The organism is Pseudalkalibacillus sp. Hm43 (assembly GCF_051842935.1).
Taxonomy (GTDB): domain Bacteria; phylum Bacillota; class Bacilli; order Bacillales; family Fictibacillaceae; genus Pseudalkalibacillus.
Genome location: NZ_JBPXRR010000004.1, coordinates 20050 through 34543 on the forward strand (window position 1 = coordinate 20050; position 14494 = coordinate 34543).

11 protein-coding genes and 1 other annotated feature are annotated in these 14494 nt (G+C 44.3%); all 11 genes read left to right on the forward strand.

Going from position 1 to position 14494, the window contains the following annotated elements; all coding sequences use genetic code 11:
• Positions 1–22: 22 nt before the first annotated feature.
• The 11 genes from rplK (at position 23) to fusA (ending at position 14420) form a co-directional block, all read left to right on the forward strand.
• Positions 23–448 carry a 50S ribosomal protein L11 gene (gene rplK / locus ACSVDE_RS18210; RefSeq protein ID WP_439302372.1) on the forward strand — a complete coding sequence of 142 codons (426 nt, stop codon included), beginning with the start codon at positions 23–25 and terminating at the stop codon, positions 446–448.
• 109 nt (positions 449–557) lie between these two features.
• Positions 558–1256: a 50S ribosomal protein L1 gene (gene rplA / locus ACSVDE_RS18215; RefSeq protein WP_439302373.1), complete on the forward strand. Its 699-nt coding sequence runs from the start codon at positions 558–560 to the stop codon at positions 1254–1256.
• A gap of 41 nt (positions 1257–1297) precedes the next feature.
• Positions 1298–1442, forward strand: a sequence feature (ribosomal protein L10 leader region).
• Between the two features lie 35 nt (positions 1443–1477).
• Positions 1478–1975 carry a 50S ribosomal protein L10 gene (gene rplJ, locus ACSVDE_RS18220; protein ID WP_439302374.1) on the forward strand — a complete coding sequence of 166 codons (498 nt, stop codon included), beginning with the start codon at positions 1478–1480 and terminating at the stop codon, positions 1973–1975.
• A gap of 70 nt (positions 1976–2045) precedes the next feature.
• A complete protein-coding gene (gene rplL / locus ACSVDE_RS18225; protein ID WP_439302375.1) occupies positions 2046–2408 on the forward strand; it encodes a 50S ribosomal protein L7/L12 in 363 nt (120 codons plus the stop codon).
• A 201-nt stretch (positions 2409–2609) separates the two neighbouring features.
• Entirely contained in the window at positions 2610–3212 is a 603-nt protein-coding gene (locus ACSVDE_RS18230) for a class I SAM-dependent methyltransferase (protein WP_439302376.1), read from the forward strand.
• Positions 3213–3687: 475 nt separating this feature from the next.
• Entirely contained in the window at positions 3688–7230 is a 3543-nt protein-coding gene (gene rpoB / locus ACSVDE_RS18235) for a DNA-directed RNA polymerase subunit beta (RefSeq protein ID WP_439302377.1), read from the forward strand.
• Between the two features lie 35 nt (positions 7231–7265).
• Positions 7266–10889: a DNA-directed RNA polymerase subunit beta' gene (rpoC, locus tag ACSVDE_RS18240; RefSeq protein WP_439302378.1), complete on the forward strand. Its 3624-nt coding sequence runs from the start codon at positions 7266–7268 to the stop codon at positions 10887–10889.
• A gap of 90 nt (positions 10890–10979) precedes the next feature.
• On the forward strand, positions 10980–11228 hold the full coding sequence (locus ACSVDE_RS18245) for a 50S ribosomal protein L7ae-like protein (RefSeq protein WP_226552392.1): 249 nt from the start codon (positions 10980–10982) through the stop codon (positions 11226–11228).
• Positions 11229–11340: 112 nt separating this feature from the next.
• Positions 11341–11763: a 30S ribosomal protein S12 gene (rpsL, locus tag ACSVDE_RS18250; RefSeq protein WP_226552394.1), complete on the forward strand. Its 423-nt coding sequence runs from the start codon at positions 11341–11343 to the stop codon at positions 11761–11763.
• Between the two features lie 48 nt (positions 11764–11811).
• A complete protein-coding gene (rpsG, locus tag ACSVDE_RS18255; protein WP_226552396.1) occupies positions 11812–12282 on the forward strand; it encodes a 30S ribosomal protein S7 in 471 nt (156 codons plus the stop codon).
• A gap of 53 nt (positions 12283–12335) precedes the next feature.
• Complete coding sequence (gene fusA / locus ACSVDE_RS18260) at positions 12336–14420, forward strand: elongation factor G (protein WP_439302379.1); 2085 nt, start codon at positions 12336–12338, stop codon at positions 14418–14420.
• Positions 14421–14494 lie beyond the last annotated feature (74 nt).

Below are 14494 nucleotides of genomic sequence, written 5' to 3' on the forward strand. Positions count from 1 at the left end.
ACGGACTAAGGAGGTGTGTCACGTGGCTAAAAAGGTAATTAAGGTAGTTAAATTGCAAATCCCAGCAGGGAAAGCAAACCCAGCACCACCAGTAGGACCAGCATTGGGTCAAGCAGGTGTTAACATCATGGGATTCTGTAAAGAGTTTAACGCTCGTACATCTGATCAAGCTGGTATGATTATTCCGGTTGAAATTACGGTGTTTGAAGACCGTTCATTTACATTCATTACAAAAACTCCACCAGCTGCAGTCTTGTTGAAGAAAGCAGCAGGTATCGAGTCAGGTTCCGGTGAGCCGAACCGCAACAAAGTTGCGACGGTGAAGCGTGATAAGGTGAAAGAAATCGCTGAAACGAAAATGCCTGACCTTAACGCTGCAGACGTTGAAGCTGCCATGAGAATGGTAGAAGGAACTGCGCGCAGCATGGGTATTGTAATCGAAGACTAATCATGCATAGCACATAAGGTTGCGAGCTTCGCAACCTTTCTTATGGCGCCGAACAGGCGCAAAAGTGGGAGGATATTCCGTAAAAACCACAATTAAGGAGGAAATTAAATTGGCTAAAAAAGGAAAGAAGTATCAAGAAGCTGCGAAGCTTGTTGATCGTTCCGTTCAATATGACGCAAACGAAGCAATTGAGCTTGTGAAAAAAGCAGCTCCAGCGAACTTCGACGAAACAGTTGAAGTTGCTGTCCGCCTTGGGGTTGACCCTAAGAAAGCTGACCAACAAGTACGTGGAGCAGTTGTACTTCCTAACGGAACTGGTAAGACACAACGTGTTCTTGTATTTGCAAAAGGTGAAAAAGCGAAGGAAGCAGAAGCTGCAGGAGCTGACTATGTTGGAGATGCAGATTACATCAACAAGATCAACCAAGGTTGGTTCGAGTTCGACGTAATCGTTGCAACACCAGACATGATGGGAGAGGTTGGTAAGCTTGGACGTGTCCTAGGACCGAAAGGCTTGATGCCGAACCCGAAAACTGGAACAGTAACATTCGAAGTTGAAAAAGCTGTTCAAGAAATCAAAGCTGGTAAAGTCGAGTACCGTGTAGACAAGCAAAGTAATGTTCACGTACCAATCGGGAAAGTTTCTTTCGATAACGAAAAGCTTACTGAGAACTTGACTACGATCATCGACACGTTGATCAAAGTGAAGCCATCAGCTGCTAAAGGAACTTACATCAAGAACATTGCGATCGCTTCTACAATGGGACCTGGAATCAAAGTTACACCAAACAGCTTCAACGTAAAATAAGCTGTTGACATTCTCGCACACCCGGGTTATAATTGCTTTTGGAAATTGAATAGGTCATACCGTAGACAGTAGGTGCGAACAATCGCTTAATTTCCTGCCGAGGTGTGTTGGGATTTCATACATTGCTATGATTTTATAACACTACGCCTTCATGTCTACTGACATGAAGGCTTTTTACATGATGAAAATCACTACGGTATGAAATAACAGGAGGTGTAGAAATGAGCGTACTTGAGCAAAAGAAACAGTTGGTTTCAACAATTGCTGATCAATTGAAGAACAGCAAAACGACAATCCTTGTGGACTACCGTGGTTTAGATGTTGCAGAAGTTACAGAACTTCGTAAGCAACTTCGTGAAGCTGGTGTCACTTTCAAGGTATACAAGAACACGATGACTCGTCGTGCAGCTGAAGAAGCTGGTCTTGCTGAGTTGAACGAAACTCTAGTTGGTCCTACAGCGATCGCTTTCAGTGAAGACGAAGTTGTAGCTCCAGCGAAGATTTTGAACAACTTTTCAAAAGAGCACGAAGCACTTGTTATCAAGGCTGGTGTGGTTGAAGGACAAATCACATCTGTTGAAAACATCAAAGCACTTGCGGAACTTCCATCTCGCGAAGGACTTCTTTCTATGTTGCTTAGCGTACTTCAAGCACCAATGCGTAACTTCGCATTGGCTACGAAGGCTGTTGCAGATCAAAAAGAAGAGCAAGGTGCATAATCTGAATTTCAGATTGACCGAATCGTTTGTTTAAATAAAACTAATAAGAATTAATAGGAGGATTTTCACAATGAGTAAAGAGCAAATCATTGATGCAATCAAAGAAATGTCTGTACTAGAACTTAACGATCTAGTAAAAGCAATCGAAGAAGAATTTGGAGTAACTGCTGCTGCACCTGTAGCTGTAGCTGGTGGCGCTGCTGAAGGTGCTGCTGAAGAGAAGTCTGAATTCGACGTAATCCTTGAAAGTGCTGGATCTTCTAAGATCAAAGTTATCAAGGTAGTACGTGAAATCACTGGTCTTGGACTTAAAGACGCTAAAGAACTAGTTGACGGAGCTCCTAAGCCACTTAAAGAAGGCGTAGCTAAAGAAGAAGCTGAAGAAATGAAAGCTAAGCTTGAAGAAGTTGGAGCAACGATCGAACTTAAGTAATTCTACGAATTACTTTACAAAAGAAGCTCGCGTGATACGCGGGCTTTTTTCATGTAAAAGAATCAACTCTCGTTTGAACTAGAGTTGATGATTCTTTAAAAAATGATTTCGGAGAAATCGTTATAAAGGTATATGAAACCATGAAAAGAGTCATAAAGAATGATAGAAGCCTATGATCGCATTGTCTAAGGAGATGGCAATATGGGAGATCATTATTACTCAAACAAACCGACATCAGAAAGCAATCGAAAAGATTGGTCTTTTACACTGAGGGGGAAAACGATCCGTTTTTACTCAGATTCTGGTGTGTTTTCGAAGAATGAAGTAGACTTTGGCAGCCGTTTGTTGATTGAATCTTTCACGAAACCGCAAGTTACAGGGGGCATGCTCGATATGGGCTGCGGATATGGACCGATCGGCTTGTCGCTAGCGGCGTCGTATCCTGAAACCAAAGTGACGATGGTAGATGTGAATGAACGGGCGATCGAACTTTCAAAAAAGAATGCAGATCGTAACCAGATCAACAACGTAGAAATCTATCAGAGCGATTTGTTTGAAAACGTGAAAGAAACAAATTATAGTTGTATCCTTACCAATCCACCGATTCGTGCCGGTAAAGATGTGGTGCATGCCATTTTTGAAAAAGCATACGACCACCTTATGCCTGGAGGGGAATTGTGGATTGTGATCCAAAAGAAACAAGGGGCTCCATCTGCAATGGATAAATTGGAATCCATTTTCGATGAAGTAGAAATGGTAGAAAGGAAAAAAGGCTACTATATCATTCGTTCGAAAAGATGTTGACTCGATTTTGGGTCTATGGTAATATTATAAAATGCCAAAGATACGTGTATTTTCACCAGCCTGATTTTTACGTTGAAAATTGCATAAAAATCAAAAGGTATGGGAAAAATAGTATAATCATTTGTTTGTTTGGAAAAAATGAGGTTATATGACCCTTTTTTTCTTTTTGCACCTTATGAAAGTGGTGAAACGCTACTTTCAAAGAGTTTGTGCAAGAGCCTTTAGTAAGCCTTTAGGATTTAAGGCTATTGCCGCTGTTTGAGCTTGGCACTAGCCAAGTTTTTCTTTTTTCCTCTGGTACATATGACGTTCAGATGGATTCTGAATCAGGATCCGCTCTTACACTGTCATCTGCCAGGGTTGAAAGATAGATGAGCAACCGCCAACACAAATAAGGCGTTGCTATGTTTTTTTCTAGTTTTCCTTAAAAACTAGTTGTATGACGATACTATGCTGGATTTGAGGGGTGAATCAGTTGACAGGTCAACTCATTCAGTTTGGACGCCACCGCCAACGGAGAAGCTATGCAAGAATTAATGAAGTTTTGGAACTTCCAAACCTCATTGAAATCCAAACTTCCTCCTATCAATGGTTTCTTGATGAGGGTTTGAGAGAAATGTTCCACGACATTTCTCCAATTGAGGATTTCACAGGTAACTTGGTGCTTGAATTTATCGATTATAGTTTAGGAGAGCCTAAGTATTCTGTCGAGGAGTCCAAAGAAAGGGACGTCACTTATGCGGCGCCGCTTCGTGTTAAGGTACGCCTGATCAATAAAGAGACAGGCGAAGTGAAAGAGCAAGAGGTCTTCATGGGAGATTTCCCTCTTATGACGGACACAGGAACATTCATTATCAACGGAGCAGAACGCGTAATCGTCTCACAGCTCGTCCGTTCACCGAGCGTTTATTATAATCAAAAATTGGACAAAAACGGCAAGAGAGGTTTCACAGCTACGGTAATTCCAAACCGAGGCGCTTGGTTAGAGCTTGAAACAGATGCGAAAGATGTCGTGCATGTTCGAATCGACCGTACTCGAAAAATACCGGTAACGGTCTTGTTGCGTGCATTAGGGTTCGGTTCTGATCAAGAAATCATCGATTTGCTAGGGGAAGATGAGTACCTACGTAATTCACTTGAGAAAGACAACACAGAAGGTACTGAAAAAGCGCTTCTTGAAATTTATGAGCGTTTACGTCCTGGAGAACCCCCTACAGTTGATAACGCAAAAAGTCTATTAGAGTCCCGTTTCTTTGATCCGAAACGATATGATCTTGCAAACGTTGGACGCTATAAGATCAATAAAAAGCTTCACATCAAAAACCGTCTTTTCAATCAGCGTTTGGCTGAAACGATTGCGGACCCTGAAACAGGGGAAGTCATCGCGGAAGAAGGAACGGTTCTTGATCGTCGATTGCTAGAGCGTATTCTACCTATGCTCGAAAACCAAGATTCATTTAAAGAAGTGACACCGGCTGGTGGTGTCATTGAAGATGAAACGATCCGTCTTCAGTCTATTAAAATATATTCACCTGTAGAAGGTGAAACCGATCAAGTCATCAACGTTATCGGAAATGGTGAGATCGATCGTACAATCAAGAATATTACGCCGGCTGATATCATTTCAGCAATCAACTATTTCTTCAACCTATTGCATGGCGTCGGACTAACGGATGATATCGATCACTTAGGTAACCGTCGACTACGCTCAGTAGGTGAATTGTTGCAAAACCAATTCCGTATCGGACTTTCTCGTATGGAGCGTGTCGTACGTGAGCGTATGTCAATCCAGGATACGAATTCGATCACACCACAAGCGTTGATCAACATTCGTCCGGTTATCGCTTCTATCAAAGAGTTCTTCGGAAGCTCTCAGCTCTCTCAATTCATGGATCAAACGAATCCATTGGCAGAGCTGACACACAAACGTCGTCTTTCTGCACTAGGACCTGGTGGTCTGACGCGTGAACGTGCTGGATTTGAAGTGCGTGACGTTCACTATTCCCACTATGGACGTATGTGTCCGATCGAAACGCCGGAAGGTCCGAACATCGGACTGATCAACTCACTTTCAAGTTATGCGAAAGTGAATGAGTATGGTTTCATTGAAACGCCATACCGTCGTGTCGATCCTGAAACAGGGAAAGTGACTGCGCAGATCGACTACTTGACTGCAGATGAGCAAGATAACTATGTTGTCGCTCAGGCAAATGCGAAACTAGGTGAAGATGGATCCTTCCTTGATGAGGAAGTCATCGCACGTTACCGTGATCAGAACACGATTGCAAAACGTGACAAGATCGACTATATGGATGTATCTCCTAAGCAGGTTGTCTCTGCAGCGACTGCATGTATCCCGTTCCTTGAAAATGACGACTCGAACCGTGCATTGATGGGTGCGAACATGCAACGACAAGCTGTACCGTTGATGGTACCGGAATCACCGATTGTCGGTACAGGTATGGAACACGTCTCTGCAAAAGACTCTGGTGCTGCAGTCATCTGTAAGTACGAAGGAATTGTAGAGAAAGTATCTGCCGCTACGGTTTACGTGCGTCGTATTGAAACAGTCGACGGCAAGGAAGTAAAAGGCGACCTTGACCGCTATAACTTGATGAAATTCATCCGTTCCAACCAAGGAACATGTTATAACCAGAAGCCGATTGTAAGCGAGGGAGACCGCGTAACGAAAGGTGAAATCCTTGCAGACGGTCCTTCTATGGAAAAAGGCGAACTCGCACTTGGTCGTAACGTACTCGTAGGATTCATGACCTGGGATGGTTACAACTATGAGGATGCGGTCATCATGAGCGAGCGTCTTGTGAAAGATGATGTTTATACTTCAATTCACATTGAAGAATATGAATCAGAAGCACGAGACACGAAACTTGGACCAGAAGAAATTACACGCGACATTCCGAACGTTGGTGAAGATGCGCTTAAGAATCTTGACGAACGCGGAATCATCCGTGTCGGTGCAGAAGTGAAAGACGGAGATATCCTAGTCGGTAAAGTAACGCCAAAAGGTGTAACAGAACTGACAGCTGAGGAACGTCTATTGCACGCGATCTTCGGAGAAAAAGCGCGTGAAGTACGAGACACTTCATTACGTGTACCGCACGGTGGAGATGGAATCGTACACGATGTGAAAGTATTCAACCGTGAAGATGGGGATGAATTACCTCCAGGTGTGAATCAACTCGTACGTGCTTACATCGTACAGAAGCGTAAGATCCATGAAGGAGATAAGATGGCCGGCCGTCACGGAAACAAAGGTGTTATCTCTAGAATCCTACCTGAAGAAGATATGCCGTATCTTCCAGATGGAACGCCGATCGATATCATGTTGAATCCTCTTGGGGTTCCATCTCGTATGAATATCGGTCAGGTATTGGAGCTTCACCTCGGAATGGCTGCTCGTGAATTGAACCTTCACATGGCTACGCCGGTATTTGATGGAGCGCGTGAAGAAGATGTTTGGGCAACGTTAGATGAAGCAGGCCTATCAAGAGATGGTAAGACAGTACTTTACGATGGTCGAACAGGAGAGCCGTTCGATAACCGTATCTCTGTCGGAGTCATGTATATGATCAAGCTTGCTCACATGGTAGACGATAAGCTACACGCTCGTTCTACTGGACCTTACTCGCTTGTCACGCAACAACCACTTGGTGGTAAAGCGCAGTTCGGTGGACAACGTTTCGGTGAGATGGAGGTATGGGCACTTGAAGCATACGGTGCAGCATACACGCTCCAAGAGATCCTCACTGTCAAATCAGATGATGTTGTCGGCCGTGTGAAGACATATGAAGCGATTGTCAAAGGTGAAAACGTTCCTGAGCCTGGTGTTCCAGAATCATTCAAAGTCTTGATCAAAGAGCTTCAAAGTCTCGGTATGGATGTCAAGATGCTCACGAGTGACGAACAAGAAATCGAAATGCGTGAGATTGATGAAGATGAGGAAAACCCTAACGATAAATTGAACTTGAACGTAGAAACCCAACCTGTCGGTGAATAAGGGTATAGCAGCATATCATAAGGGAGGTAGACCCCTTGATCGATGTAAATAACTTTGAGTATATGAAAATAGGTCTTGCTTCACCTGATAAGATCCGCTCTTGGTCACGCGGTGAAGTTAAGAAGCCGGAAACGATCAACTATCGTACATTGAAGCCTGAAAAAGATGGGCTTTTCTGTGAAAGAATCTTCGGTCCTCAAAAAGACTGGGAGTGTCACTGTGGAAAATACAAGCGCGTCCGTTATAAGGGCGTCGTTTGTGACCGCTGTGGTGTAGAAGTGACTCGAGCAAAAGTTCGACGTGAGCGCATGGGGCACATTGAACTAGCTGCTCCTGTTTCTCACATTTGGTATTTCAAAGGTATTCCTAGCCGTATGGGTCTCGTATTGGATATGTCTCCAAGAGCGTTGGAAGAAGTCATCTACTTCGCTTCTTGGGTCGTAACCGAACCAGGTGAGACACCACTCGAAAAGAAACAATTGCTATCTGAAAAAGAATACCGTGCGTACCGTGAAAAATATGGTCAAGGATTCACTGCACAAATGGGTGCGGAATCCATCAAAAAACTACTCGCAGACATCGACCTTGATAAAGAAGTCGAAGTTCTGAAAGAAGAGTTGAAGACGGCACAAGGACAAAGAAGAACACGTGCCATCAAGCGTCTTGAAGTTCTAGAAGCTTTCCGTCACTCTGGAAACCTGACTTCATGGATGATCTTGGACGTACTTCCAGTCATCCCGCCTGAATTGCGACCGATGGTCCAATTAGATGGTGGACGTTTCGCTACTTCTGACTTGAATGACCTATACCGTCGTGTCATCAACCGTAACAACCGTTTGAAGCGTCTATTGGACCTTGGTGCACCGAACATCATCGTTCAAAACGAAAAACGTATGTTGCAAGAAGCAGTCGATGCATTGATTGACAACGGTCGTCGTGGTCGACCTGTCACTGGACCAGGAAACCGTCCATTGAAGTCCCTTTCTCACATGTTGAAAGGTAAACAAGGTCGTTTCCGTCAAAACCTTCTCGGTAAACGTGTCGACTACTCTGGTCGTTCCGTTATCGTCGTAGGGCCAAACTTGAAAATGTACCAATGTGGACTACCAAAAGAAATGGCGCTTGAGCTGTTCAAGCCATTCGTCATGAAAGAATTGGTCAGCAAAGGCTTGGCACACAACATCAAGAGTGCAAAACGTAAAGTTGAACGTGTTCAACCGGAAGTTTGGGATGTACTTGAAGAAGTCATCAAAGAACATCCAGTTCTCTTGAACCGTGCACCAACGCTTCACCGTTTGGGAATTCAAGCGTTCGAACCGACATTGGTCGAAGGACGCGCGATCCGTCTTCACCCGCTTGTTTGTACAGCGTACAACGCGGACTTTGACGGTGACCAAATGGCTGTCCACGTTCCATTATCAGCAGAAGCACAAGCGGAAGCTCGCTTGCTCATGCTTGCTGCGCAGAACATCCTGAACCCGAAAGATGGTAAACCGGTCGTTACACCTTCACAGGATATGGTATTAGGTAACTACTACCTGACTCTTGAAAGAAAAGAAGCGATTGGTGAAGGAATGGTCGTCAACGACACGAATGAAGCGCTCACTGCATACCAAAATGGATATGTACACCTTCATACGCGTGTTGCGATTCCAGCAAAAGCACTCGGTAAAGGATCGTTTACTGAAGAGCAAAATCGCAAATTATTGATTACTACGGTTGGTAAGTTGATCTTCAACGAAATCTTGCCTCCGTCATTCCCATACATCAATGAACCGACAGAATATAACTTGGAAGTTGCGACTCCTGAGAAGTACTTCGTCGATCCGACAGTTGATGTAAAAGAAGAAATCAACAGCCGTGAGCTCATCACACCTTTCAAAAAAGGTATATTAGGTAAAATCATCGCTGAGGTATTCAAGCGATTCAAGATCACTGAAACCTCTAAGATGCTAGACCGTATGAAGGACCTTGGATTCAAGTATGCAACGAAAGCAGGTATTACAGTTGGTGTATCTGACATCGTTGTCCTTGCTGAGAAGAAGGAAATCCTTGAAGAGGCGGAAGAGAAAGTAACGAAAGTTATGCAACAATTCCGCAGAGGTTTGATTACGGAAGAAGAACGTTATGACCGCATCATTTCGATTTGGAGTAATGCGAAAGATGTCATTCAGGAGAAACTGATGGTTTCCTTGGATCCATATAACCCGATCTTCATGATGAGTGACTCCGGTGCCCGTGGTAACGCATCAAACTTCACTCAGCTTGCAGGTATGCGTGGACTCATGGCGAACCCGGCTGGTCGAATCATCGAACTTCCGATCAAGTCCAGCTTCCGTGAAGGTCTGACGGTACTTGAATACTTCATTTCCACTCACGGTGCGCGTAAAGGTCTTGCCGATACAGCACTTAAGACAGCTGACTCAGGTTACCTGACTCGTCGTCTTGTAGACGTGGCACAGGATGTCATCGTCCGTGAAAAAGATTGTGGAACAGACCGTGGACTTACGGTCAAAGCGATCAAAGAAGGAAATGAAGTCATTGAACCGCTTGATGAGCGTCTCGTTGGACGTGTTGCGTTCAAGACGATCCATCATCCGGAAAACGATTCTGTCGTCGTTGGTCGTAATGACCTGATTACAGAAGATATCGCGAAAGAAATCATCGATCTTGGAATCGAAGAAGTCGTCATCCGTTCAGCATTTACATGTAACACGCGCCACGGCGTATGTAAGCTTTGCTACGGACGTAACCTTGCAACCGGTTCTGAAGTGGAAGTTGGAGAAGCAGTCGGAATCATCGCTGCACAATCCATCGGTGAGCCAGGTACACAGCTTACGATGCGTACATTCCACACAGGTGGGGTTGCTGGAGACGACATCACACAAGGTCTTCCGCGTATCCAAGAATTGTTCGAAGCGCGTAACCCTAAAGGTCAAGCTGTCATTTCTGAACTTGACGGAACGGTTACTGCAATCAATGAAGTTCGTGAAAAACGCGAAATCACCGTACAAGGTGAAGCGGAATCACGAAACTACACAATCCCATACGGTGCCCGCATAAAGGTAAAAGTGGACGATCAGATCGTCGCTGGTCAAGAACTGACAGAAGGTTCCATCGATCCGAAAGAATTGATGAAAGTTTCCGGCGTAGACGCTGTTCAAAACTACCTGTTGCGTGAAGTTCAAAAGGTATACCGTATGCAAGGGGTTGAAATCGGCGATAAGCACGTCGAGGTAATGGTTCGTCAAATGATGCGTAAGATCCGTGTCATCGAAGCAGGAGATACGAAAGTTCTTCCGGGATCACTCGTCGACATCAACAATTTCACTGACGTCAACACAGGTGTTCTATTGGAAGGCGGCCAACCGGCTACCGGTCGACCGATCTTGCTCGGTATCACGAAAGCATCTCTTGAGACAGAATCATTCTTGTCTGCTGCATCCTTCCAGGAAACGACAAGAGTTCTTACAGACGCAGCCATCAAAGGTAAGCGTGATGAATTACTCGGCTTGAAAGAGAATGTCATCATCGGTAAACTAGTACCTGCAGGAACGGGTATGTCGCGATACCGCAACATCGTTCCATCCGGGGAAAGTTCCGAAGTGGAAGCGAATGAAGAAGCAGTCGTGACGGAAGAACTCGTTACACAAGATTAATAAAGTGTTGTTGACAACATTTTTCGATTTTGATAATATAACGTAGTGCTTCCATCTAAAACCTGTAGCTTTGGAGGATATCAAAACCAAATGTCTTATGAAAAAGTAATGCAGGCGACAAATGTTATTGTTGGCACAAAGCAAACAATAAAAGCCCTTCAGAATGGGGAAGTGAAAGAGCTAATCGTTGCGGATGATGCAGATCAGCGTGTAACGAATAAAGTCGTTCACATCGCAAAAGAGAAAAGCGTTCCTGTCTCAAACGTCGAATCTATGAAAAAGCTTGGAAAAGCTTGTGGAATCGATGTCGGGGCTGCAACGGTTGCGATAATAGGATAAAATGTTTTTGCCGGGGCGGTCCCCGCCCTGGGCAAAAACTTTATTTTGTCCAAAAATGAACCACCTGGATGTGTGGGCTAGGAATACGAAGAAAGAAGGGAGGATAAACAGAATGCCTACTATTAACCAATTAGTACGTAAAGGTCGTCACTCAAAAGGTAAAAAGTCTGACTCACCAGCATTGAACAAAGGTTACAACAGCTTCAAGAAAGCGAACACTGACCTTTCTTCTCCACAAAAACGTGGTGTTTGTACACGTGTTGGTACAATGACGCCTAAGAAACCGAACTCTGCACTACGTAAATACGCGCGTGTTCGTTTGACTAACCAGATTGAAGTTACAGCTTACATTCCTGGAATTGGTCACAACCTACAAGAACACAGTGTTGTATTGATCCGCGGAGGTCGTGTTAAGGACTTACCAGGGGTACGTTACCACATCGTTCGTGGTGCGCTTGACACTGCTGGAGTCAATGACCGTCGTCAAGGTCGTTCTAAGTATGGAACGAAGAAACCTAAAGATGAAAAGAAATAAGCTGATAGCTTAATCCAATAGGAACAATTTAAGGAAGGAGGGGACCACATGCCTCGTAAAGGACCTGTAGAACGTCGTGATGTATTACCAGATCCAATTTATAAATCTAAGCTTGTGACACGCCTAATCAACAAAATCATGGTTGATGGAAAAAGAGGTGTAGCGCAAAAGCTTCTATATAATGCATTCAACATCGTTCAAGAGAAAACGAACCAAGATCCAATGGAAGTACTTGATCAAGCACTTAAGAACATCATGCCAGTTCTTGAAGTAAGAGCTCGCCGTGTCGGTGGTGCAAACTATCAAGTACCAGTTGAAGTACGCCCTGAGCGTCGTTCAACACTTGGACTTCGTTGGTTGGTAAACTACTCTCGTCTTCGTGGTGAAAAGACCATGGAAGAGCGCTTGGCTTACGAAATCATGGATGCTGCAAACAACACTGGTGCATCTGTGAAGAAGCGTGAAGACATGCATAAGATGGCTGAAGCGAACAAAGCATTCGCTCACTATCGTTGGTAAGATCTACTTTATAAAAAACTATCAATCCCATTTTAGGAAGGAGAAAGACCCAAATGGCAAGAGAGTTCTCCTTGAAAGATACACGTAATATCGGTATCATGGCTCACATCGATGCCGGTAAGACAACTACGACTGAGCGTATTCTATTTTACACTGGTCGTATCCACAAAATTGGTGAAACTCACGAAGGAGCTTCACAAATGGACTGGATGGAGCAGGAACAGGAGCGTGGAATCACAATCACTTCCGCTGCGACAACTGCTCAATGGAAAGACCACCGTATCAACATCATCGACACACCTGGACACGTAGACTTCACAGTTGAAGTTGAACGTTCATTGCGTGTACTTGATGGTGCGGTAGCGGTACTTGATGCTCAATCTGGTGTTGAGCCTCAAACAGAAACTGTATGGCGTCAGGCGACGACATACCACGTACCACGTGTTGTATTCATCAACAAGATGGACAAAATCGGAGCAGACTTCATCTACTCCCTTGGAACACTACGCGAACGCCTAGGTGCTAACGCACATGCGATCCAGCTTCCAATCGGTGCTGAAGATGACTTCGAAGGAATCATCGATCTTGTTGAAATGAAAGCTTATTTCTATGAAGATGACCTTGGTACACGTACAAAAGCTGGTGAAATCCCAGATGAGTACAAAGAACTTGCTGAAGAGTATCATGGTAAACTAGTTGAAGCAGTTGCTGAACTAGATGAAGAACTCATGATGAAGTATTTAGAAGGTGAAGAGCTAACAGTTGAAGAACTGAAAGCTGGAATCCGTAAAGGTACTGTAGACGTTGAATTCTACCCAGTACTATGTGGTTCAGCATTTAAAAACAAAGGTGTTCAGCTTGTACTAGACGCTGCCCTTGACTACTTGCCTTCTCCATTAGATGTACCTCCAATCAAAGGTTTCATCGCTGGAGATGAAGAACAAAAGGAAGTAACACGAGAAGCTGACGATAACGGTCCTTTCTCTGCCTTAGCATTTAAGGTAATGACAGATCCTTACGTTGGTAAGCTTACTTTCTTCCGTGTGTACTCTGGAACATTAGATTCAGGTTCATACATCAAAAACTCTACGAAGGACAAGCGTGAGCGTGTAGGACGTATCCTACAAATGCACGCTAACTCCCGTGAAGAAATCTCAACTGTATACGCAGGGGACATCGCTGCTGCAGTTGGATTGAAAGATACTTCAACAGGGGACACACTATGTGATGAAGGTGACGCAGTCATCCTTGAATCCATGGACTTCCCTGAGCCAGTTATCTCATTGTCTGTTGAGCCTAAATCAAAGGCTGACCAAGACAAGATGGCAATCGCTCTTGCGAAATTGGCTGAAGAGGATCCAACTTTCAAAACTGAAACAAACCAAGAAACTGGTCAAACGATCATCTCTGGTATGGGTGAACTTCACCTTGACATCATCGTAGACCGTTTGAAGCGTGAGTTCAAAGTTGAAGCAAACGTTGGTGCTCCTCAAGTTGCTTACCGTGAAACTATCCGCAAAGCTGCGAAAGTTGAAGGTAAGTTCGTACGACAATCCGGTGGACGTGGACAATACGGACACGTTTGGATTGAGTTCGAACCAAACGAAGAGGGTGCAGGATTTGAATTCGTCAACAAGATCGTTGGTGGAGTTGTACCACGTGAATACATTCCGGCGGTACAAAATGGTGTCGAGGAAGCATTGCAAAACGGTATGATTGCTGGATATCAAGTAATCGACGTTAAAGCAACAATCTTCGACGGTTCTTACCACGATGTCGACTCCAACGAAATGGCATTTAAGATTGCTGGATCTATGGCATTGAAGAATGCTAAGCAATACTGTAGCCCAGTTCTTCTTGAGCCGATGATGAAAGTTGAAGTCGTCGTTCCAGAAGAGTACATGGGAGACATCATGGGAGATGTAACATCTCGCCGTGGACGAGTTGAAGGTATGGAAGCACGTGGTAACGCTCAAGTTATCCGCGCAATGGTACCTCTTTCTGAGATGTTTGGTTACGCTACGACTCTACGTTCTAGAACGCAAGGTCGTGGAACGTACACAATGCACTTTGAAAAGTACGAAGAAGTACCGAAGTCGATTTCTGAAGAAATCATCAAAAAAGTAAGCGGTCAGTAATCGTTTACGACTTGTACAATGAAGTACATTTATTGTAAGCTAAGATAGGTGAGACATAGCCTTTCACCTATCTT